The sequence below is a fragment of the Rhodanobacter sp. Root480 genome (assembly GCF_001426645.1).
GTDB lineage: Bacteria > Pseudomonadota > Gammaproteobacteria > Xanthomonadales > Rhodanobacteraceae > Rhodanobacter > Rhodanobacter ginsenosidimutans.
This window is the reverse complement of the sequence record NZ_LMEX01000002.1, coordinates 701306-723443: the sequence shown is the minus strand read 5'-3', so window position 1 is coordinate 723443 and position 22138 is coordinate 701306. Positions and strand designations below refer to the sequence as shown.

The following is a 22138-nucleotide window of genomic DNA, read 5'->3' as shown; positions in this document are numbered from 1 at the left end:
CACGGCCACTATGCGTCGATATCCGGTGGGCACATCCCCGATGCCCACCGGAGTGAACATGAGTCGACACCACTACTACCTCTCCATCGCCGACCTGGCCCACGCACGTGGCGATGACCCGCGTTTCAGCTACGACGGCGTCGATCCGCGCAGTTTTGCCGCCATCCTGCAGGAATCATTGCGCGACGATGGCCTGTTCCAGCGCTGGCGCGCCGTGCAGCCTGATCCGGACGCCGTGGATGCGAGCCTGGGCGATGCCGATCCCGAAGCGCAGGTCAGCGCGCACCTGGCCGGCCTGCACACCGAGGTTGACCTGGTGACCTCACTGCCGATGAGCGTGGTGCGCCATCGCCTGTACCTGCTGGTGGGCTCGGCGTGGCAATTGCGCGATCTGCGGGCGGCTTGAACGCGCGGTTGGTCGTGGTGATCACCAGTGCCGTTAGTGGCATTGACCCCATTGTTGCCAGGTTGCACGTTTGGGTGTACCCAACGGAGTAAGCACGATGTTTCCCCTTCGCACTCTAGTGATCGCCACCACCATGTCGCTTGCCGCGTTCTCCACCCAGGCTGCCGTGAACACCGCTGGCGCCGACCTCGGCAGCAACCCGTTCTACGCCGCCAGCACGCTGCCGTTCCAGGCGCCGCCGTTCGACAAGATCAGTGATGGCGACTACCAGCCGGCGATCGAAGAGGGCATGCGCCAGCATCTGGCGGAAATCGAAAAGATCGCCAACAACCCCGCCGCACCCACCTTTGAAAACACCTTCGTGGCGATGGAGAAATCCGGCGCCATGCTGAACCGCGTGATGGCCGCGTTCGACACCGTCACCGGCGCCAACACCGACGACACGCTGCAGAAAATCCAGGAGCAGGAAGCGCCGCGGTTGTCCGCGCATCGCGATGCGATCTCGTTCAACGACAAGCTGTTCCATCGTATTGAAACCGTCTACAACCAGCGCGACACGCTCAAGCTTGATCCGGAATCGAAGCGGCTGGTCGAGGTGGTCTACCGTGATTTCGTCCACGCCGGCGCCAAGCTTTCCGACGCCGACAAGGCCAAGCTGAAGGCGCTGAACAAGGAAGAATCCACGCTCAGCACCGCCTTCACCAACAAGCTGCTGGCCGCGACCAAGGCTGCCGCGCTGGTGGTCGATGACAAATCGAAACTCGCCAGCCTGTCCGATGCCGAACTGGCCGCCGCCACCGCGGCCGCCAAGGACCGCAAGCTGGATGGCAAGTACGTATTGACCCTGCAGAACACCACCCAGCAGCCGGAACTGCAGGATCTGAACGATCGCGCCACGCGCGAGGCCTTGTTCAAGGCCTCGTGGAACCGCGCCGAACAAGGCGATGCCAACGACACCCGCAAGACCATCGAACGGCTGGCGCAGATCCGCGCCGAGCAGGCCAGGCTGCTGGGCTTCAAGAACTACGCCGGGTGGAAGCTGGACGACCAGATGGCCAAGACGCCGGAAACGGCGATCGCCTTCATGCAGCGGTTGGTCCCTGCCGCCACCGCCCGCGCCGAAACCGAGGCGAAGGACATCCAGGCCGTCATCGACCAGCAGCACGGTGGTTTCAAGGTGGCGCCGTGGGACTGGAACTTCTATGCCGAGCAGGTGCGCAAGGCGAAGTACGACCTCGACGAAAACCAGATCAAGCCGTATTTCGAACTGGACAACGTGCTGCAGAACGGCGTGTTCTATGCCGCCAACCAGCTCTACGGCCTGACTTTCAAGGAACGCCACGACATCCCCGTGTGGCAGCCGGACGTGCGCGTGTTCGAGGTGTTCGATCAGGACGGCAGCTCGCTGGCGCTGTTCTACTGCGACTACTTCAAGCGCGACAACAAGAACGGCGGCGCCTGGATGGACAACCTGGTCACCCAGTCGAAACTGCTGGGCACCAAACCGGTGATCTACAACGTCGGCAACTTCAGCAAACCAGCCGCGGGCCAGCCGGCACTGCTGTCGTTCGATGACGTCATCACCATGTTCCACGAGTTCGGCCATGCGCTGCACGGCATTTTCGCCGACGAGCAGTACCCGACCCTGTCCGGCACCAACACCGCGCGCGACTTCGTCGAGTTCCCCTCGCAGTTCAACGAGCACTGGGCGACCAACCCCAAGGTGTTCGCGCACTACGCCAAGCACTACAAGACCGGTGCGCCGATGCCGCAGCCGCTGGTCGACAAGATGAAGAAGGCGGGCAAGTTCAACTCCGGCTACAACATGACCGAGCTGGTCTCCGCCGCGCTGCTGGACATGAACTGGCACACGCTACCCGCCAGCGCGCCGCTGCAGGACGCCGACGCGTTCGAGGCCGCCGCGCTGAAAAAGGACAAGACCGACCTCAGCTACGTGCCGCCGCGCTACCGCTCCAGCTACTTCCAGCACATCTGGGGCAACGGCTACGCCGCCGGCTACTACGCCTACCTGTGGACCGAAATGCTGGCCGACGACGCCTTCGTGGCGTTCAAGGACCACGGCGGCATGACCCGCGCCAACGGCGACCGCTTCCGCAAGATGGTGCTCTCTCGCGGCAACACCGAAGACCTGGCCACGATGTACCGCAACTGGCGCGGGCAGGAGCCGGAGATCGAGCCGATGCTGGAGAATCGTGGCTTGAAGGATGCGCCGGCGGCAAAGTGATGTTGCCTGACGCATGAGGAAAAGGCCGGCGAAAGCCGGCCTTTTCCGTTGCTCGATACACCGTCGGTAGGAGCGCACCCTGTGCGCGATGGCTCTTCGCCGCAACGAAAAGCATCGCGCACAGGGTGCGCTCCTACACGTTTCAGTACGCGAACTCGCGGAACACCGGGTCCACGCTGCCATTCCACGGGCCGTGGAAAAGCTCCAGCTTGCGATCGGCCGGGGTCTGGTTGGCTTGCACGATTTCCAGCAGCGGTTCCAGGAAGACGCGTTCGTCGGCACCGTTGGCGTTGAGGCGGGCGCGGCGCTGCAGGCCGTGTGCGGCGATCTTCAGTGCCTGCTCGGCCAGGTCGCGCACGGTGCCGTTGCGGAACGGCAGCTTCAGCGCATGCTTCGGCACGCCTTCGCGCAGCGCGTGGCGCTCGGTGAGGCTGAAATCCTTGACCAGGTCCCAGGCGGCATCCAGCGCTTCATCGTCGTACAACAGGCCGACCCAGAACGCGGGCAGGGCGCACAGCCGGTTCCACGGACCGCCATCGGCGCCGCGCATTTCCAGGTATTGCTTCAGCCGCACTTCGGGGAACGCGGTGGTGAGATGGTCGGCCCAGTCCTTCATGGTGGCGCGGGTGCCGGGCAGGGCGGCGAGGTTGCCGGCCATGAACTGCTTGAAATCCTGACCGGCCAGGTCGAGGTACTTGCCGTTCTGCAGGCTGAAATACATCGGCACGTCGAGGATGTAGTCGACATAGCGCTCGTAGCCGAAGCCGTCCTCGAACACGAAATCGAGCATGCCGGTGCGATCGTTGTCGGTGTCGGTCCAGATGTGCGAGCGGTAGGACTGATAGCCGTTTGGACGGCCTTCCGTAAACGGCGAGTCGGCGAACAGTGCGGTGGCGATCGGCTGCAGTGCCAGGCTGACGCGGAATTTCTTGACCATGTCGGCCTGGCTGCCGAAATCCAGGTTCACCTGCACGGTGCAGGTGCGGGTCATCATGTCCAGGCCCAGCGAGCCGACCTTGGGCATGTACTCGTGCATGATCTTGTAGCGGCCCTTGGGCATCCACGGCATTTCGTCGCGCGGCCATTTCGGCTGGAAGCCCATGCCCAGGAAGCCGATGCCCAGCGTGTCGGCCACCGAGCGCACTTCGTCCAGGTGCGAATTCACTTCGCGACAGGTGTCGTGCACCGTTTCCAGCGGCGCACCGGAAAGCTCCAGCTGGCCGGCCGGTTCCAGCGTGATGTTGGCCATGCCGCGGGTCAGCGCCACCGGGATGTCGCCTTCGCGGGCGATCTGCCAGCCGTAGCGGCTGGCCAGCGTTTCCAGCAACACGCGGATACCGCGATCACCCTCGAAGGTGGGCGGGCGCAGGCTGTCGGTGAGAAAGCCGAACTTCTCGTGCTCGGTACCGATGCGCCAGGCTTCGCGGGGCTTTTCGCCGGCAGCCAGGTAATCAGCGAGTTGCTGGCGACCGCCGATCGGCGTGCTTTTGGCGGCACTGGGTATGGACACGGCATAGCCTCGCAGGGGAAGCCGACACTATGGGGGCGGCGCAAGGCGACGAAAAGGGGTGTCGTGGAATGCGGGGTCGGACAGCTCATTGAACCAACACGGGGCCGCGTACGCCCTGAGCTGGATCAGGCGGTATGCGTTCAGTGCGCCGCTACGATGGCGGGACACGCCAGTCGCTGTACGAGCGGTTCGGGCAATCCATTCTTCCGGCCAATCGTGGCCAGTGACGTTCCTGGCCGGTGGCGGCGTTCCAGCACAGAGCTTACGGCACAAAAAAAGCCGGCGACAAGCCGGCCCTTGCGGAGAGCGCCCCTCACCCCAGCCCTCTCCCCCAAGCGTCGCTTGGGGGAGAGGGGGCAGAAGCTCGGCTTCGAGGCTTTTGCGAGTCCCTATTCCCGAATCCCTATTCCCGGCTCTTCAGCGCTTCATCGAGTTGAAGAACTCGTCGTTGGACTTGGTGTTCTTCATCTTGTCCAGCATGAACTCCATCGCCGACAGCTCGTCCATCGGGTGCAGCAGTTTGCGCAGGATCCAGATCTTGGCGAGCATGTCCGGGTCGATCAGCAAGTCTTCGCGGCGGGTGCCGGAGCGGTTGATGTCGATGGCCGGGTAGACACGCTTCTCGGAGATGCGCCGGCTCAGGTGGACTTCCATGTTGCCGGTGCCCTTGAACTCCTCGTAGATCACCTCGTCCATCTTGCTGCCGGTTTCGGTCAGCGCGGTGGCGATGATGGTCAGGCTGCCGCCTTCCTCGACGTTGCGGGCCGCGCCGAAGAAGCGCTTCGGGCGCTGCAGCGCGTTCGCGTCCACGCCACCGGTGAGCACCTTGCCGGAGCTGGGGATCACGGTGTTGTAGGCGCGCGCCAGGCGGGTGATCGAATCCAGCAGGATGATCACGTCCTTCTTGTGCTCGACCAGGCGCTTGGCCCGCTCGATCACCATCTCGGCGACCTGCACGTGGCGCACGGCCGGCTCGTCGAAGGTCGAGCTGATGACCTCGGCGCGCACGGTGCGGGCGATTTCGGTGACTTCCTCAGGCCGCTCGTCGACCAGCAGGATGATCAGGTGCGCTTCGGGGTGGTTGTACTGGATGGCCTGAGCGATGTTCTGCAGCATCATCGTCTTGCCGGATTTCGGCTGGGAGACGATCAGGCCGCGCTGGCCCTTGCCGATCGGCGCGATCAAATCGAGGATGCGGCCGGTGATGTCCTCGCTGGACCCGTTGCCGCGTTCCAGCTTGAACGCCTTGCGCGGGAACAGCGGGGTGAGATTCTCGAACAGCATCTTGTTTTTCGATGCTTCCGGCGGATCGCCGTTGATCGTCTCCACCCGCAGCATGGCGAAGTAACGCTCGCCTTCCTTCGGGTGACGCACGCGGCCGGTGATGTAGTCGCCGGTGCGCAGGTTGAAACGGCGGATCTGGCTGGGCGAGACGTAGATGTCGTCGGGGCCGGCCAGGTAGCTTTCGTCGGCCGAGCGCATGAAGCCGAAGCCGTCCTGCAGGATTTCCAGCACGCCTTCGGCCCAGATGCCGCCGCCGGAGCGTGCGTGCGCCTTGAGCACGTTGAAGATCACGTCCTGTTTGCGCGCGCGGGCGATGCCTTCGTGGATGCCCAGCGACTCGGCGAATTCCAGCAGTTGCGGCGCGTTCTTGCGCTTCAGTTCGGTGAGGTTGATGACGCGGTCGTTGCTGCCCGGATCGGCGTTGTCGTCGTCCACCGGCAAGCCGTTCGGGTTGTTGTGGCGCGGGTTGTTGTTCTGTCCGCGCGGCGGTTGCTGCTGCGGGTTGCGCTCGTTGCGGCGGCGCCGGCCACGGCCTTCGCGACCCTCGCGACCCTCGCGACCGCCGTTGCCGTTGTTCTGCCCCTGGCCCTGATTCTGGCCCTGGTTGGACGACGGGTTCTGTCCCTGGTTCGGGTTCGACGCCTGGCCCTGGTTCTGGGGGTTGGCGTTGCCGGCCGGGCCCGCTTCGCGTGATTCCTGCGGCGCGCGTGGAGCGGGCGCCTCGCTGGATGAGGCGGCGGCCGGCGGCGCTACGGGCAGGTTGCCCTGCACGGGGGCGGACGGCGTCGGGGCTGGCGCGGGGGCCGGCCGGTCGGCGGTTTCGGCGGCCGGTTTTTCCGCCGCGGATGACTTGGCCGCTTTCTCGGCGTTTGCCGCCGCTATGGCTGCCGCCGTGCGGCGCGGCGCGCGCGGGCGCGGCTCGGGCTTGCCTTCGGCAACAGGTTTGGCGTCGGCGCCAACGGCGTCGTTCGGGGTGTGGTTTTCGGTATCGGACACGGGCAATCCTCGCGGGGCGCCGTTGAATTACAGGAGGGAGGATGTGCGTCGCGCGGAGGGCGCTGGGGGACAGGACTGTCCCGACGGACGCGATGAATCTAGCATCCGCCGCGTGCGGCCGTAAAGCACGCGGCGGGAATCACTGGATGGTTCAGGTGGAGCGGTTCAGATGGCCTTGTCGATCATCTGGGCCAGTTGCCCCTTGCTGACGGCGCCGATCTGGGTCGCCTCGACCTTGCCGTTCTTGAACACCATCAGGGTGGGAATGCCGCGGACGCCATAGGTGCGGGGGGTCTGCTGGTTGTGGTCGATATTGACCTTGACCACCCGCAGCTTGCCTTCGTAATCCTTGGCCAGATCCTCGAGCATCGGTGCGATGGCCTTGCACGGGCCGCACCATTCCGCCCAGAAATCAAGCAATACGGGTACATCCGATTCCAGCACCTGCTGCTGGAAGGCATCGTCGTTCACATGGGTAATCAGGTCGCTCACCGGGGATCTCCGTGACTGGGCAAAACGCGATAAGTAAACCGCGTGGTTGAAAAATGGGGCGGCCGCGCTCGAATGCAACACGTTCGGATGCAACTCGGCCACGGCAGGCGCGCCGCGCCGGCGGCGGCCGGGCCGGTAAAGACTCCGGGAGCCGTCATCAGCTACACTCGGGTGCCCATGAAGCGCGGGTCGAGCCGGAAGATGGTCTGCCTTGCGGCAGGTTCTTCATTCCAGCGCAACTCCGGGCACGATTCAAGGGCGGCCTGCGAAGGCCGCCAGCCAGGGAGCCGACAACCTCCGGTGCCGCCCGTTGCGGCGCGGCCCGTCGGGCCTGGCGCTGGGTCGCTCGCTTCACCCGCGCATCCCGTCCTGCACCGCCCTGCGCCGACATCCGGCATCAAGCGGGTGCAGCGCTTCACGCCGCCGTCTGGCCAGGTCAACCATCCGCATATGTCCCAAACCGTACTCACCGACACCTTTTTCACCAACTTCGATCTTCACCCGCTGCTGCAGCAGGGCCTGGACGACAGCGGTTTCACCCGCTGCACGCCGATCCAGGAAATGACCCTGCCGCTGGCGCTGTCCGGCAAGGACGTCGCCGGCCAGGCACAGACCGGCACCGGCAAGACCTGCGCCTTCCTGGTGGCGCTGATGAACCGCCTGCTGACCACGCCAGCGGTGGCCGAGCGCAAGGATGCCGACCCGCGGTCGCTGATCATCGCGCCTACCCGCGAGCTGGCCATCCAGATCGACAAGGACGCCCAGGCCATCGGCCGTCACACCGGCCTGAAGATCGCCCTGATCTACGGCGGCGTCGATTACGAGAAGCAGCGCCAGCAGCTGAAAGACGGCTGCGACATCATCATCGCCACGCCCGGCCGCATGCTCGATTACCACAAGCAGGGGGTTTTCAACCTCAACAGCGTCGAGGTGATGGTGATCGACGAGGCCGATCGCATGTTCGATCTCGGCTTCATCAAGGACGTGCGCTTCATCTTCCGCAAGCTGCCGCCGCGTGAGCAGCGCCAGGTGCTGCTGTTCTCCGCCACGCTGAGCCACCGCGTGCTGGAGCTGGCCTACGAGCACATGCATGAGGCCGAGAAGCTGGTGGTGGAAAGCGACAACGTCACCGCCGACAAGGTGCGCCAGCTGGTCTACTTCCCGGCCAAGGAAGAAAAGATGCCGCTGCTGCTGAACCTGATCGACAAGCACCAGCCCACCCGCAGCATCATCTTCGTCAACACCAAGGCCGCCGCCGAGCGCGTCACCGAGCGGGTGAAGCGCCACGGCTGCCGCGTGGGCGCGATCTCCGGCGACGTGCCGCAGCTGAAGCGGCAAAAGCTGCTGCAGCGTTTCCAGGACGGTCAGCTCGACATCCTGGTGGCCACCGACGTGGCCGCGCGCGGCCTGCACATCCCGGCGGTCAGCCACGTCTTCAACTACGACCTGCCGCACGAGGCCGAGGATTACGTGCATCGCATCGGCCGCACCGCGCGCCTCGGTGCCGAGGGCGACGCGATCAGTTTCGCCTGCGACCTGTATGCGATGAGCCTGCCGGATATCGAGGCGTACATCGGCCAGAGCATCCCGGTGGCGCACATGGATGCCGAGTTGCTGGTGATGCCCAAGCCGCGTGCCATCGATGCCGAATTCGCCGCCAATGCTGCTGCCGACAGCGCCGCGTTCGGCGACGTGGTGCCGCCGCGGCCGGGCGAGAAGCCGCGCCGCTCCGGCAGTCGCAGTGGTCACGGTGGTGAACGCGGGGCGGATCGCTCCGGCCCGCGCCCGCCGCGCAAGCCGCGGCCGGCTCCCGCCGCCGATGCCAGCGCCGAGGTGGCCGCCGCGCAGCCGATTCCGGTGCCGGTGCACGCCACCGAGGCAGGTGCCGACGCCAATGGTGACGCGCCGCGCAAGCCGCGCCGCCGTCGTGGTGGCCGCAACCGCCGTCGTGACGGAGTCGCCGCGGATGCCGGCGGCGCATCGGTGGCCCAGGCGGGCGCCGAGCGCGCACCGCGTGCCGATCGTCCCGCGCGCGAGTCGAACGCCGCGCCGGCCGAAGCGGTTGCCTACCATCGGCCCTCGCGGCAGGTGGCGGTGACGGCGGGCAAGACGCGCGACAACGCCCCGGCGAAAAAGCCCGGTTTGCTCAGCCGCCTGACGCGGTTGCTGACCGGCCGCTGATCGACCCCCGCGTGCGGCGGCCGGGATCGGTCGCCGCCGCTGTCGGAGGCCGCCACTTCGCATGCGCTTCCCTTATCCTTGTCGCTGGCAGGCCATGCAGGTGCGAGGAAACCGGTGATCCAATTCGAGCAAGTGAGCAAACGCTACGAAGGCGGCCACGAGGCGCTCTCGCAGTTGTCCTTCGAGGTGCCTACCGGCGAGATGGCCTTCGTCACCGGCCACTCCGGCGCCGGCAAGAGCACGCTGCTGAAATTGCTGGGCCTGATCGAGCGCCCCTCGCACGGCGTGATCACCCTGGATGGCCAGAACCTGGCCCGGGTGCGCCGGGGCGGCATTCCCAAGTTGCGCCGCCGGATCGGCATGGTGTTCCAGGATCACCGGCTGCTGATGGAGCGCACGGTATTCGCCAACGTCGAACTGCCGCTGATGATCGGTGGCGTGGCGCGGGCTGAACGCGCGCGCCGCGTGCGTGCCGCGCTGGAGAAAGTGGGCCTGCTGGCCTACGAGCGACAGTTGCCGGCCACCTTGTCCACCGGCGAGCAGCAGCGCGTGGGCATCGCCCGCGCCATCGTGGCGCGGCCCACCTTGCTGATCGCCGACGAACCCACCGGCAATCTCGATCCGCAGCTGGCGGTGGAGATCATGGGCCTGTTCGCCGAATTCCAGCAGGTGGGTGCCACCGTGCTGATCGCCAGCCACGACCTGCCCTTGATCAAGCGCATGCGCAAACGCGTGATCGTGCTCGATCACGGCCGGCTGGTGGCCGACCTTGCCGCGCAGGAGGTGCTGTGAACGCGTCGCCGGAATCCCCCTCGGGGCACAACGGGCCGTCAGCGCAGGCGCCGCGGCCACAGCGATTCGCCAGCTGGCAGGAGCACCACGGCTGGAGTGCCGCGGCCAGCCTGCGCCGGTTGGCCACGCGCCCGCTGGGCAGCCTGCTGACCATTGCCGTGATGGGCCTGGCGCTGGCCTTGCCGCTGGCGTTCTACCTGCTGCTGGGCAACGTGCAGAAGCTGGGCGACGCCATGGGCCAGAGCCAGGCGATCAGTGTTTTCATGCAAACCGGGCAGAGTGGCCAGGCCACGCAGTTGCTGGCCACGCAGCTGGGCAATCGGCCGGAGGTGGCGTCCGTCGCCGTGAAAAGCCCGCAGCAAGGGATGGAAGAGCTGGCGAAGATGCAGGGCTTCTCCGGCGCGCTGGAGTTGCTGGACGACAACCCGTTGCCTTATGTGGTGCAGCTGCAGCCGCGTACCGACGTCAGTGCCGCCGCCGTCGAGACGCTGGTGGCCGACGTGCGCGCGATGCGCGGGGTCGAGCTGGTGCAGGACAGCGACAGCTGGCGCAAACGGCTGGAGGCGCTGCTCGGCGTGGGCAACCGCGTGGTGCTGATGCTGGCGTTGATGCTGGCCGCGGCGGCGCTGCTGGTGGTGGGCAACACGGTGCGGGTGGACATCGCCAGCCGCAGCGAGGAAATCGGCGTGCTGCTGCTGGTGGGCGCCAGCGATGCGTTCGTGCGCCGTCCTTATCTGTACGCCGGCATCTGGTACGGCTTGTTCAGCGGTATTTTCGCCGCCGCGCTGGCGGTGGTGATCGAGCTGGGCCTGGCCGCGCCGGTGGCGCAGCTGAGCCAGACCTACGACGGCAAGCTGCAAGTGGCCGGCCTTCCCACCTGGCTGCTGCTGGCCGTGCCGCTGGCTGCCGCCGCACTGGGCTGGCTGGGCGCGCGGCTGGTCAGCGCGTGGCAATTGCGCAAGGCCGCCTGAACTTGTGACTTGCGCCGACACCCCGCCCGGTGTCGGTAAAGTATGGTGGCAGACAGGGTCGTGCCGCGACGTGAATCGGGATCGTCATGAATGGAGTGGACAACCAGGAAGTACCCCAGGCGATCAGCAACCGCTTGCTGACCACCGCGCCGCGGGTGCTGGTGGTTGACGGCTCGCGAGTGGTGCGGCAGTTGATCACCCGGGTACTGGAGGCGGAATTGCCGGGCGTCGAGATCGTCGGCTGCGGCAGCGGCAACGAGGCGCAGCAACTGCTGGGCGTGGGCGTGTTCGACTTCATCACCATCGCGCTGCGCCTGCCCGACATGGACGGGCTGGAGCTGGCGCAATTCGTGCGCGAGTCGGCGCCGCAATTCTATGTACCCATCGTGGTGGTTTCCGGCGACGTGGATTCGCGCCTGCACCGCCGCGAGCTGGGCGAACACGTCACCGACTACTTCGACAAGTCCCTGGGTTTCCAGGCGCTGGCCGAGTTCATCCGCGGCTACGTACGGCCCGAAAGCAGCGTCGAGGGCACCGTGCTGTACGTGGAAGACAGCCGCGTGGTGGCGCTGGCCACCCGTCGCATGCTCGAGAAATACGGCCTCACCGTGCGTCACGTGATCAGCGTGGAAGACGCGCTGGTGCTGCTGGAAACCGCCCGCGCGCAGGGGCGGATCGGTGCGGACGTGGTGCTGACCGACGTCAGCCTGAAGGGCGAGCTGACCGGCGGCGACCTGCTCGAGCGCATCCGTACCGAATACGGTTACGGCAAGGGCCGGCTGCCGGTGCTGGTGATGACCGGCGACGAGAACCCGGTCAACCAGGCGGCGCTGATCAAGGCCGGCGCCAACGACCTGGTGGAGAAACCGGTGGAGGAAAAACTGCTGGTGACCAAGCTGCTGTTCCAGCTGCGGGTGGCGCGCCACTTGCGTGAAGCGGCCGGCGATGAGTGACGCCCCGATCCGGCTGGAAGCCTCGTGGAAGGCGCGGCTGGAGGACTATCTGCGACGCCCCGAGATGCAGGCACTGGCGGCGTTCCTGCGGGCGGAGAAGGCGGCGGGCAAACGCATCTACCCGCCCGGCCCGGCGATTTTCTCGGCCTTCGACCACACACCGTTCGATGCCGTGCGCGTGGTGATATTGGGGCAGGACCCGTACCACGGCCCGGGGCAGGCGCATGGCTTGTGCTTCTCCGTGCCGGTGGGCGTGCGGGTGCCGCCCTCGCTGGACAACATCTTCAAGGAAATCCAGCGCGACCTGGGCATTGCGCGCCCCGATCACGGCTGCCTCACGCCCTGGGCCGATCGCGGCGTGCTGCTGCTCAACAGCGTGCTGACGGTGGAAGAAGGCCGTGCCGGCGCGCACCAGGGCAAGGGCTGGGAAGGCTTCACCGACGCGGCCATCGCCGCGCTCAACCACGAGCGCGAAGGCCTGGTGTTCCTGCTATGGGGCGCCTATGCGCAGCGCAAGGGCAGCCTGATCGACCGCAACCGCCATTGCGTGCTGACCTCGGTGCACCCCTCGCCGTTGTCGGCCCATCGAGGCTTCCTGGGTTGTGGCCATTTCTCGGCGGCCAACCAGTATCTGGAAAGCCGCGGTCAGGCGCCGATCGACTGGTCGCTGCCGCCGCGGGCCGCGATGTGAAAACCGCCGTGGGTTCCGCGGCGTCCTAGACGTCCGCCCACATGCGCAGCAGGTTGGCGTGGGATCGGCTGACCGTGTCGAAGGTGACGCTCTTCCCTTCGCGGCCGAAGAGTTGCCGCTTGGCGTTTTCCAGATCCCACAGCAATTCGCGCCGGGCCGGGTCGCGCACCAGGCTTTGCACCCAGATGATCGCCGCATGGCGACTGCCGCGCGTCACCGGGGTCACGTGATGCAGCGAATTGGCGGGGTAGGCGATGGCGGCACCCGCGTCGAGCTTGAACGCGTACTCCATGCCGCCGGAATCGATCATCAGCTCGCCGCCGTCGTAACTGGTCGGCTCGGAAATGAACAGCGTGATCGCCACGTCGGTGCGCACCGCATTGCCCATGCCGCCCATCACCGGCGCGTCGACATGCTGCCCGTACTGCATCCCGATGTCGTAGCGGTTGAACAGCGGCAGCGTCGATGCCGACGGCAGCAACGCCGTCTGCAGCATGCCATTACGCATGAAGGCGTTGCGCACCATGTCGCGCAAACGCTCCTGATTCGGATTGTCGTCGCTGGCCTGCAGGTTCTTCTTCACCTCCCGCGCCGACCAGCCCGCGGTGCGCGCGCCGTCGGTGAACGACGCATCGCGCAATTCGCTGCGAAGGGCGCCGAGTTCGTCGGCCGTCAACACGTTGGGGACGCAAAGGATCACGGGATGCCGCCTGGACGCAGTGGAGGGAAGGGCGCGTTCGATGCGCAAATCATTGTATCGGGCACCGATTGGCGGGGAAACGCGCGGTGCAGCAGACGTCAGGCGGTCAGCCGCGCGCCCGCTGGATCAGCACCTGGCGCAGGTGGCGTCGGGAACGATCAATTGCCTCGTGCAGCGGGCATGCTTTTGCCAGCCCGGCCGCTATGCCGGCCGCAAGCATGCAGCCGGTTCCGTGAAGCCGCGTGGTGACCACCCACGGTGCGGCAAAACGCTGCGTGCCGTGCGCGGTGACGAGGAGATCGACCGCTTCGGGCAGGGCGGCGTGGCCGCCTTTCATCAACACCGATCGAGGCCCCAGCAAGAGCAGCGCCTGCCCTTGCCGTGCCATCTCCGCCTCGTCTGTTGCTTGCGACGTATCCAGCAGCGCGGCGGCCTCGGCGAGATTGGGGGTGAGGCAATCGGCCAGCGGCAACAATCGCGTGCGCAACAGATCCACCGCCGCGGCTTCCAGCAGTTGCGCCCCCGAGGTGGCGAGCAGCACCGGATCGAGCACCACGAACGGTGGCCGCCGGCGTTCGAGTTGCTGTGCGACAGTGGCCACGATGTCCGCGTTGGCCAGCATGCCCAGCTTCACGGCGTCGATGGCCAGCTCCTCGAATACCGCGTCCATCTGCGCCTGCACCATCACCGCGGACATGGTCTGGATGGCGCGCACGCCCGCGGTGTTCTGGGCGGTGACGGCGGTCACCACGGTGGCGCCGTCGACGCCGAAGGCCGCGAACGTTTTCAGGTCCGCCTGCAAGCCGGCGCCGCCGCAGGAATCGGAGCCGGCGATGGACAATACCTGCGTCATGCGGGTATCCCGGCGAGCGTCGCCAAGGCCAGATTGGCGTAGCCGCGCGACTGCAATCGCCGACCGACGCGCCATGCGCGCACGCCGCTGTGACAGCACAGCACCACGCGGCGGTCGGCGGGTGGATGGGCGTCGATGAAAGCGTCGATGTGTTCCAGGGTGAAACGCAGGGCCGTTGCCAGTGGCGATATCGGGGCTTCGTCCAGGCTGCGCAGGTCGATCACCAGGTCGTCGGGCGCCACATCGCTGGGGTCGATGAAGCGCAACGCGTCGCCTTCGGGTTCGCTCGCCTGGTGAAAATCGAAGCCGCCGAACGCCAGGCGGCCCGCGTCGAAACTCAGCAGTCGACCCAGCGGCGACGGCGCGATGTCCAGCAGCAGTTGCAACACGCATTGCGCCTGCAGGCTGCCGATCATGCCGACCACGCTGCCCAGCACGCCGGCGCTGCTGCAACTGGCCGCGCGCGTGGGCATGTCGGGAAATACGGCGCGATAGCTGGGCGCGCCGCCGCAAAAGCCACCGACATAACCGGCCAGGCCCACGGCCGATGCGCTGATCAGCGGTGTGTGTTGCTGCAGGCAGGCGTCGCTCACGGTGTAGGTGACGGCGAGGCTGTCGGCCGCGTCGACGACGACATCGGCGCCGGCCACCAGCGCTGCCGCGTTGGCCGGGGTCAGCCGTTGCGCCAGCGCTTCCACGGCGATGGTCGGGTTGAGGCGCAGCAGGGCGGCGCGCGCCGCCTGTGCCTTGAACGAACCGATATCGCTCATCGCATACAGCGGCTGCCGGTGCAGGTTGCTCTCCTCGACGTGGTCATGATCGATGACGGTGATCCGCCCGACGCCGGCGCCCGCCAGATACTGCAGCACGGGAGAGCCCAGGCCGCCCGCACCGATCACCAGCACATGCGCTGCCGCCAGCCGCGCCTGGCCCGCTTCGCCGACGTGGGGCAGCACGGTCTGGCGCGCGTAACGGTCGCTCATGGATGTGCTGCCGTCGCGGTGAGCCACGCCGCCGCGCGGGCCAGCGGGTCGGCGTGGCCGGTCACGTCGCCGATGGTGGCGATGCTGTCGGCGCCCGCGTCGAAACAGCCGGCGGCGCGCTCCAGCGTGATGCCGCCGATCGCCACCAGCGCTCGATCGCCGATCAGCCGCTTCCACTCGGCGATGCGCGAAAGGCCCTGCGGCGCCCATGGCATCTGCTTGCGCGTGGTGGCATAGATCGGCCCCAGCGCCACGTAGTCGGGTGACACCGCCAGTGCGAGGTCCAGTTCGGCGTGGTCGTGCGTGCTGATGCCCAGCCGCATGCCGCGCCCGCGGATCGCCTTCAGATCCGCGTCGAGCAAGTCCTGCTGGCCGAGGTGGATGAACTCGGCGCCTTCGTCCAGCGCGATCTGCCAATGGTCGTTGACCACCAGTTGCACCCCCTGCCAGCGACATACCGCCAGTGCGGCGTGCACCTCGCGACGGATCACTTCCGGCGGCTGCGCCTTGAGCCGCAACTGCACCAGCTCGATGCCGAGCGGCGCCAGCCGGCCCACCCATTCGGCGCTGTCCACGATGGGGTAGAACGGGGGCAGGGTGATCACGCCAGCCACGCCTTGCCCACGATCGGCGTGGAGGGTTCGGCAAGATCGCGCGGCGCCATCGGCTTCGCCTGGAAACCCGCGCGGCCCGCTTCGATCGCGCGGGCGAACGCCGCGGCCATCGCCACCGGATCGCCCGCCAGCGCCACCGCGGTGTTCAGCAGCACGCCGTCGAAACCCAGCTCCATCGCCTCCACCGCGTGCGATGGCCGGCCGATGCCGGCGTCGATGATCAGCGGCACGTCGGGAAAGTGCGCGCGCAAGGTGCGCAGGCCGAAAGTGTTGTTCAGCCCGCGCCCGCTGCCGATCGGCGCGCCCCACGGCATCAGCACGCGACAGCCGGCCTGCAGCAGCCGGTCGGCCACGACCAGGTCTTCGGTGGTGTACGGAAACACCTCGAAACCATCGGCGCACAACTCGGCCGCTGCCTCGACCAGGCCGAACACGTCCGGCTGCAGCGTGTCGGCGTCGCCGATCACTTCCAGCTTGATCCACGGCGTCTGGAAGATGTCGCGCGCCATCCTGGCGGTGGTCACCGCCTCCTTCGCCGAATGGCAGCCGGCCGTGTTCGGCAGCACGTGCACGCCCAGGTCGCGGATCAGCGACCAGAAACCCTGCCCGCTGCGCTGTCCGCCCGATTCGCGCCGCAGCGACACGGTGACCACCTCGGTGCCCGAGGCGCGCACCGCATCGGCAAGCATCGCCGGCGACGGATAGCGGGCGCTGCCCAGCAGCAGGCGCGATGCCAGTTCGATGCCATAAAGCTGCATGGCTCAGCCTCCCTGCATCGGCGCGAGGATTTCCAGCGCATCGCCGTCGGCCAGCGTGGTGGTTTCTCGTCGGTCGGCGGGTACGAAAATGCCGTTGAGCGCCGTGGCCACGATGGCCTGCCGGTAACCAAGTGCGTCCAGTGCCTGCGACAAGGTGGTTGCGCGCAGGTCGTGCGCGGCGCCGTTCACGAGGAGATGCATGCGCTTGCCTCCGGGATGTTGGCCAGCGCCATCTGCGCGGCCTGCTGCGCCATCGCAGGCGAGAGCAGGAAGCCGTGGCGATAGAGGCCGTTGACGTGGATGACGTTGCCGCGACGGGACACCCGCGGCAGGTTGTCGGGAAAGGCAGGGCGCACGCCCACGCCCAGTTCCAGGATCTGCGCCTCGGCAAACGCCGGGTGCAGCGCGTAGGCGGCGTTGAGCAGATCCATCGCCGAACGCACGGTGACCGGGCCGTGGCTGCTGCTTTCCAGCAAGGTGCCGCCCAGCATGAAAACGCCCTGGCCGCGGGGGATCACATACACCCCGAAGCGCGGATGCAGCAGGCGCACGGGGCGGGTGAGATGGATGTCCGGTGCGCGCAGCATGATCATTTCGCCGCGTACGCCGCGCAGATGCTCCAGCGTGTCGCGTGCAGCGATGCCACGGCAATCGATCACGCGATCGGCCACCACCCGTTCGACATCGGCGTCCACGCCGTAGCGGATCGTCACGCCCACCGCAGCCAGTTGCGCCGTCAACGCCTGCAGCGCGCGGCGCGGGTCCAGGTGCGCCTCGTCGGGAAAGAACAGGCCTCGGTGAAACCGTCCGGCCAGGTCCGGTTCCAGTGCGCCGATGAGGGCGGCGTCGGTTGCTTCGAACCGGTCGGTGCGGCGGCCGAACAACTCCAGTTCGCCGGCATCGCGGGAGGCGGCGACCACCAGCGTGCCGCGCTGCACGGTATCGGCGAAATGACGTTGCCACCACGCGATGGAAGCGGCGCCCAACGCCGCCACCTGCGGTTCGGCGGTGGCCTGTTCGCACCATGGCGCCAGCATGCCGCCGGCAAACCAGGTACAGGCCTGCGCGCCCGGCGCGGCGCCGCGTTCCACGATCTCCACCCGGGCGCCGCGGCTGGCCAGTTCGATGGCCGTGACCAGTCCGGCCACGCCCGCGCCGATGACGGTGACGCGCATGGCGCTCATTCCCCGGCTGGCACGTAGATCGTGGCGCCCTGCTTGGCGAACTCGCGTGACTTCGCATCCATGCCCGCGCGGACCGTGGAGGCTTCCATCTCGCGCACCTCGCGGCGCAGGTCCTGGGTGATCTTCATCGAGCAGAATTTCGGCCCGCACATCGAGCAGAAATGCGCCACTTTGTGCGCCTCCTTCGGCAGCGTGGCGTCGTGGTAGGCGCGCGCCGTGTCGGGATCGAGTGAGAGATTGAACTGGTCCTCCCAGCGGAATTCGAAGCGCGCGCGCGACAGTGCGTTGTCGCGGTGCTGGGCGGCGGGATGGCCTTTGGCGAGATCGGCGGCGTGGGCGGCGATCTTGTAGGTGATGACGCCGGTCTTGACGTCGTCGCGGTCGGGCAGGCCGAGGTGTTCCTTCGGCGTGACGTAACAGAGCATGGCGGTGCCGAACCAGCCGATCATCGCCGCGCCGATGCCCGAGGTGATGTGGTCGTAGCCCGGCGCGATGTCGGTGGTCAACGGGCCCAGCGTGTAGAACGGCGCCTCGGCGCAGTGCTCCAGCTGCTTGTCCATGTTGAGCTTGATCTTGTGCATCGGCACGTGGCCGGGCCCTTCGATCATCACCTGGCAGCCGTGCGCCCAGGCGATCTGGGTCAGCTCGCCCAGCGTTTCCAGTTCGCCGAACTGGGCCGCGTCGTTGGCGTCGGCGATCGAGCCGGGGCGCAGGCCGTCGCCCAGCGAAAAGGCCACGTCGTAGCGGCGCATGATGTCGCAGATTTCGGCGAAGTTTTCGTACAGGAAACTCTCGCGGTGATGGCTGAGGCACCAGCGCGCCATGATCGAACCGCCACGCGACACGATGCCAGTGACCCGCTGCGCGGTCAGCGGCACGTGGTGCAGGCGCACGCCGGCATGGATGGTGAAATAGTCCACGCCCTGCTCGGCCTGCTCGATCAGGGTGTCGCGAAAGACTTCCCACGTCAGCCGCGCGGGATCGCCACCGACTTTTTCCAGCGCCTGGTAGATCGGCACGGTGCCGATCGGCACCGGCGCGTTGCGGATGATCCACGAGCGGATGTTGTGGATGTTGCGGCCGGTGGAGAGATCCATGATGGTGTCCGCGCCCCAGCGGATCGCCCACACCAGCTTCTCGACCTCCTCGGCCACGCCGGAGGACACCGCCGAGTTGCCGATGTTGGCGTTGACCTTCACCAGGAAGTTGCGCCCGATCACCATCGGCTCCAGCTCGCCGTGGTTGATGTTGGCCGGGATGATGGCGCGCCCCAGCGCGATCTCGCTGCGTACGAATTCGGGCGTGACGAAGGCGGGCAGGGCCGCGCCGAACGCTTCGCCGTCGGCCAGCCGGGCGTGCGCGTCTTCATGCATCTGCGTGCGGCCCAGGTTCTCGCGCTGGGCGGCGTAGATCATTTCCTCGGTGATGATGCCAGCGCGGGCAAATTCCAGCTGGGTTACCGGTTGCCCGGCTTCGCCCCGGCGCAATGTGTGGTGCGCGGGGCAAGGCGCCACCAGCCGGTCCGGGCCGACGCCGCCGTTGTCCTCCGGACAAGTGGTGCGCCCTTCGGTGACCGGAAATCCGCGTGCCGCGATCCACGCATCGCGTACCGGTGGCAGGCCTGCGGCCAGGTTGATCTGCGCCGCGTCGTCGGTATACGGGCCGGACGGATCGTAGACGTGCAGCGCGGGCGAGAGCGGATCGTTCAACGCGATCTCGCGCACCGGCACCCGCAAGGAAGGATGCGCGGGAGGCGACACGTAGACCTTGCGCGAACCGCCGATCGGCCCGGTGGTGACGCTGAGTGGTGCGGCAGCGGAATGGTTCATGGATCTCCTCCTTCGATGGAGATCCGGGACGCGACGCTGCAACGGCGCACGGACGCGCCGCAGCCGGCCGCCCATGGTGATGATTCCCGTTCCTACGCCGGTATTACCCGGATCAGGTTCAAGGGTCAGCTCGCGCTATCTCAGCCCCTTGCGGGGCACCCCTCGGAATGGCCGGCAGGATGGTGGCCACGGTTGCGTGCTGTCAAGCGCGCCTGGCCTCCGTTGGCCGGCGTCGGTGCAGGAAACGGACACCTGGACATGACGCGTTCTGAACGTAACTCTGGCCAGACTGGCGACGAATAGAAGGGTGATGGACAGTGCCCACCAATATGTGTACCATTTAGTTCATTAAAGGCCCGGAACCAATGTCCGGACTTAGCACTCCAACCCACCGAGTGCTAAACTTTGTTGCCATTCTGGAGGTTCCAACCATGTCTCAAGCCTTGGTAACCGCCAACTTCCCGCTGCCGAGCGTGGTCGGAAGTCTGGATGCCTATATTTCCGCCGTGCATCGCATCCCGGTACTGAGCTCCGAAGAGGAGCAGTCGCTCTCGCGCGACTACCTCGAGGACGCCAATCTCGACGCGGCCAAGAAACTGGTGATGTCGCACCTGCGCTTCGTGGTGCACGTGGCCCGCGGCTACAGCGGCTACGGCCTGCAGCTGGCCGACCTGATCCAGGAAGGCAACATCGGCCTGATGAAGGCGGTCAAGCGCTTCGACCCCGACCAGGGCGTGCGCCTGGTCAGCTTCGCGGTGCACTGGATTCGCGCCGAAATGCACGAGTTCATCCTCAAGAACTGGCGCATCGTGAAGGTCGCCACCACCAAGGCGCAGCGCAAGCTGTTCTTCAACCTGCGCAAGAGCAAGAAGCGGCTGGGCTGGATGAATGCCGCCGAAGTGCGCACGGTGGCGAATGATCTGGGCGTGCCCGAGGCGACGGTGCGCGAGATGGAATCGCGCCTGTCCGGCCGTGACATCGGTTTCGAGCCGGTGAGCGACGATGAGGACGCCAAGCCTGCCCCGGCCGCGTTCCTGGTCGACGACGGCGCCGATCCGTACGAAAACGTGTCCGATGCCGATGCCAGCGACAACCGTCTGCAGGCCTTGTCCGACGCGCTGGTGCAACTGGATGCCCGCTCGCGCGACATCATCCAGCGTCGCTGGCTGGACGACGACAACAAGGCCACGCTGCAGGATCTGGCCGACGAGTACGGCGTGTCCGCCGAGCGCATCCGCCAGGTCGAGGCGAACGCGATGAAGAAGATGCGCGGGCTGTTCGCCGAAGCCTGAGCGGCTCGAAACGCACTGACAGACGGCCCCGCAAGGGGCCGTTTGCGTTGGCGGGCAACGCGGAGGGATCGGTGGCCGAAACGATCAGCGATTTTCCGCTTCGTCCGTTTCGTCCTGCCCGCTGACGATGCGGGCGTGGCGTTCGTGGGTCCAGTACGCCCACGCCCAGTCCAGCATCACCACCAGCCGGTTGCGGAAGCCGATCAGAAAATAGATGTGCGCCAGCAGCCACACCGCCCACGCGGGAAAGCCCGACAGTTTCAGACGGCCAAACTGGGCCACCGCCGCCATGCGACCTATGGTGGCCAGCGAACCGGCGTCGCGATAGCGGAACGGCGTGGGGCTGTCCTTCCCGTCGAGTCGCGCGCGGATAGCCGCGCCCACGTATTCACCCATCTGCTTGGCCGCCGGCGCCACGCCCGGCACTGGTTTGCCGTTTGGTTGCTGCACGTCCGCCAGGTCACCGATGACGAATACCTCCGGATGCATCGGCAGGCTGAGGTCGGGGCGAACCTGTACCCGGCCGGCGCGATCCAGCGGCGCTCCCAGCATGCGACCCAGTGGTGAGGCCGCCACGCCAGCAGCCCACAACACGGTGCGCGCCGGCAGTCGTTGATCGCCCAGGTTCACGCCTTGCGCATCGATGTGAGTCACCGCCGTGCCGGTATGCACGGCCACGCCCAGGCGTTCCAGCTGGCGGCGGGCGCGTTCCGACAACAGCGGATCGAACGCGGGCAGCAGACGCGGCCCGGCCTCGATCAACCGCACGCTGGCGCGGCGCGGATCGCTGCGACGGAAATCGCGCGGCAGGGTGCGTCGCGCCAGTTCGGCCAGCGTGCCCGCCAGTTCGACGCCGGTGGAGCCGCCGCCCACGACCAAGAAATTCAGCCAGGCCTGACGCCGCGCCGGATCGTTTTCGCGCTCGGCGTGCTCGAAGGCCAGCAGCACGCGGCGGCGGATCAGGAAGGCATCGTCGAGTGTCTTCAGCGCCGGTGCGAAGGGCGCCCATTCGTCGTGGCCGAAATAGGCATGCGTCGATCCGGTCGCCACCACCAGCATGTCGTAATGCAGGGTGCCGTGCGCCAGCCGTACCTCGCGTGCCGACGTGTCCACGCCGATGACGTCGTCGAGCAGCACGGTGAGGTCCCGCTGGCGGCGCAGGATCTGTCGCAAGGGCGCAGCAATGGCCGGCGCCGCCAGGCTGGCGGTGGCCACCTGGTACAGCAGCGGCTGGAACAGGTGATGGTTGCGCCGGTCCACCAGCGTCATCCGCACCCGCGCGCCGGCCAGCCGCCGCGCCACGGCGAGCCCGCCAAAACCGCCGCCCAGGATCAGCACATGCGGCCAGTTCGCGTGGGTGTCCGGATCATCGGTCGGACGGTTTGGCATGGGGGCTCCTTCGGC

General features: G+C 67.0%; 20 protein-coding genes and 1 riboswitch. Of the genes, 8 read left to right on the top strand and 12 right to left on the bottom strand.

What is annotated here, in order from left to right:
- Positions 1–58: 58 nt before the first annotated feature.
- Both ASD22_RS10285 and dcp read left to right on the top strand, forming a co-directional pair.
- A complete protein-coding gene (locus ASD22_RS10285; protein WP_056082671.1) occupies positions 59–406 on the top strand; it encodes a hypothetical protein in 348 nt (115 codons plus the stop codon).
- Between the two features lie 97 nt (positions 407–503).
- Positions 504–2651, top strand: coding sequence for a peptidyl-dipeptidase Dcp (gene dcp / locus ASD22_RS10280; protein ID WP_056082665.1), 2148 nt, complete (start codon positions 504–506; stop codon positions 2649–2651).
- Positions 2652–2793: 142 nt separating this feature from the next.
- Here dcp and ASD22_RS10275 read toward each other — a convergent pair whose 3' ends face one another.
- The 3 genes from ASD22_RS10275 to trxA form a co-directional block, all read right to left on the bottom strand.
- Entirely contained in the window at positions 2794–4161 is a 1368-nt protein-coding gene (locus ASD22_RS10275) for a glutamate--cysteine ligase (RefSeq protein ID WP_056082662.1), read from the bottom strand.
- A gap of 417 nt (positions 4162–4578) precedes the next feature.
- On the bottom strand, positions 4579–6441 hold the full coding sequence (rho, locus tag ASD22_RS10270; RefSeq protein WP_056084146.1) for a transcription termination factor Rho: 1863 nt from the start codon (positions 6439–6441) through the stop codon (positions 4579–4581).
- Positions 6442–6606: 165 nt separating this feature from the next.
- Complete coding sequence (gene trxA, locus ASD22_RS10265) at positions 6607–6933, bottom strand: thioredoxin TrxA (RefSeq protein WP_007081605.1); 327 nt, start codon at positions 6931–6933, stop codon at positions 6607–6609.
- Positions 6934–7383: 450 nt separating this feature from the next.
- On the opposite strand from trxA, the gene ASD22_RS10260 reads away from it, so the two are divergent.
- From ASD22_RS10260 to ung, 5 genes are all read left to right on the top strand, one after another.
- On the top strand, positions 7384–9114 hold the full coding sequence (locus tag ASD22_RS10260) for a DEAD/DEAH box helicase (protein WP_056084144.1): 1731 nt from the start codon (positions 7384–7386) through the stop codon (positions 9112–9114).
- Between the two features lie 114 nt (positions 9115–9228).
- Positions 9229–9906 carry a cell division ATP-binding protein FtsE gene (gene ftsE / locus ASD22_RS10255; protein ID WP_056082659.1) on the top strand — a complete coding sequence of 226 codons (678 nt, stop codon included), beginning with the start codon at positions 9229–9231 and terminating at the stop codon, positions 9904–9906.
- Positions 9903–10877 carry a permease-like cell division protein FtsX gene (gene ftsX, locus ASD22_RS10250; protein WP_056082656.1) on the top strand — a complete coding sequence of 325 codons (975 nt, stop codon included), beginning with the start codon at positions 9903–9905 and terminating at the stop codon, positions 10875–10877. The genes ftsE and ftsX overlap by 4 nt, the downstream gene beginning before the upstream one ends.
- Before the next feature lie 86 nt (positions 10878–10963).
- Complete coding sequence (locus tag ASD22_RS10245; RefSeq protein WP_056082653.1) at positions 10964–11830, top strand: response regulator; 867 nt, start codon at positions 10964–10966, stop codon at positions 11828–11830.
- Positions 11823–12521: a uracil-DNA glycosylase gene (gene ung / locus ASD22_RS10240; RefSeq protein ID WP_056082650.1), complete on the top strand. Its 699-nt coding sequence runs from the start codon at positions 11823–11825 to the stop codon at positions 12519–12521. Before ASD22_RS10245 ends, ung begins: the two co-directional genes overlap by 8 nt.
- Before the next feature lie 25 nt (positions 12522–12546).
- Here ung and ASD22_RS10235 read toward each other — a convergent pair whose 3' ends face one another.
- From ASD22_RS10235 to thiC, 8 genes are all read right to left on the bottom strand, one after another.
- Positions 12547–13221 (bottom strand): Fe2+-dependent dioxygenase, encoded by a 675-nt coding sequence (locus tag ASD22_RS10235; RefSeq protein ID WP_056082647.1) that lies wholly within the window; start codon positions 13219–13221, stop codon positions 12547–12549.
- Between the two features lie 106 nt (positions 13222–13327).
- A complete protein-coding gene (thiD, locus tag ASD22_RS10230; RefSeq protein ID WP_056082644.1) occupies positions 13328–14074 on the bottom strand; it encodes a bifunctional hydroxymethylpyrimidine kinase/phosphomethylpyrimidine kinase in 747 nt (248 codons plus the stop codon).
- Positions 14071–15057, bottom strand: a complete 987-nt coding sequence (locus ASD22_RS10225) for a HesA/MoeB/ThiF family protein (RefSeq protein ID WP_056082640.1) — start codon at positions 15055–15057, stop codon at positions 14071–14073. Before ASD22_RS10225 ends, thiD begins: the two co-directional genes overlap by 4 nt.
- Positions 15054–15662 (bottom strand): thiamine phosphate synthase, encoded by a 609-nt coding sequence (locus ASD22_RS10220; RefSeq protein WP_082520263.1) that lies wholly within the window; start codon positions 15660–15662, stop codon positions 15054–15056. The genes ASD22_RS10225 and ASD22_RS10220 overlap by 4 nt, the downstream gene beginning before the upstream one ends.
- The gene (locus ASD22_RS10215; RefSeq protein ID WP_056082638.1) at positions 15659–16429 is read right to left on the bottom strand and encodes a thiazole synthase; all 771 of its coding nucleotides are present in this window, start codon (positions 16427–16429) and stop codon (positions 15659–15661) included. The genes ASD22_RS10220 and ASD22_RS10215 overlap by 4 nt, the downstream gene beginning before the upstream one ends.
- A 3-nt stretch (positions 16430–16432) precedes the next feature.
- A complete protein-coding gene (gene thiS, locus ASD22_RS10210) occupies positions 16433–16630 on the bottom strand; it encodes a sulfur carrier protein ThiS (protein WP_056082634.1) in 198 nt (65 codons plus the stop codon).
- A complete protein-coding gene (gene thiO, locus ASD22_RS10205) occupies positions 16615–17604 on the bottom strand; it encodes a glycine oxidase ThiO (protein WP_056084139.1) in 990 nt (329 codons plus the stop codon). The genes thiS and thiO overlap by 16 nt, the downstream gene beginning before the upstream one ends.
- Positions 17605–17609: 5 nt before the next feature.
- The gene (gene thiC, locus ASD22_RS10200) at positions 17610–19442 is read right to left on the bottom strand and encodes a phosphomethylpyrimidine synthase ThiC (protein ID WP_056082632.1); all 1833 of its coding nucleotides are present in this window, start codon (positions 19440–19442) and stop codon (positions 17610–17612) included.
- Positions 19443–19514: 72 nt separating this feature from the next.
- Positions 19515–19615, bottom strand: a riboswitch (TPP riboswitch).
- Positions 19616–19873: 258 nt separating this feature from the next.
- Here thiC and rpoH point away from each other — a divergent pair.
- The gene (gene rpoH / locus ASD22_RS10195; protein WP_056082628.1) at positions 19874–20734 is read left to right on the top strand and encodes an RNA polymerase sigma factor RpoH; all 861 of its coding nucleotides are present in this window, start codon (positions 19874–19876) and stop codon (positions 20732–20734) included.
- 84 nt (positions 20735–20818) lie between these two features.
- Here the strand turns inward: rpoH and ASD22_RS10190 are convergent, their stop codons facing one another.
- On the bottom strand, positions 20819–22123 hold the full coding sequence (locus tag ASD22_RS10190) for an NAD(P)/FAD-dependent oxidoreductase (RefSeq protein ID WP_056084138.1): 1305 nt from the start codon (positions 22121–22123) through the stop codon (positions 20819–20821).
- Between the last annotated feature and the right edge of the window lie 15 nt (positions 22124–22138).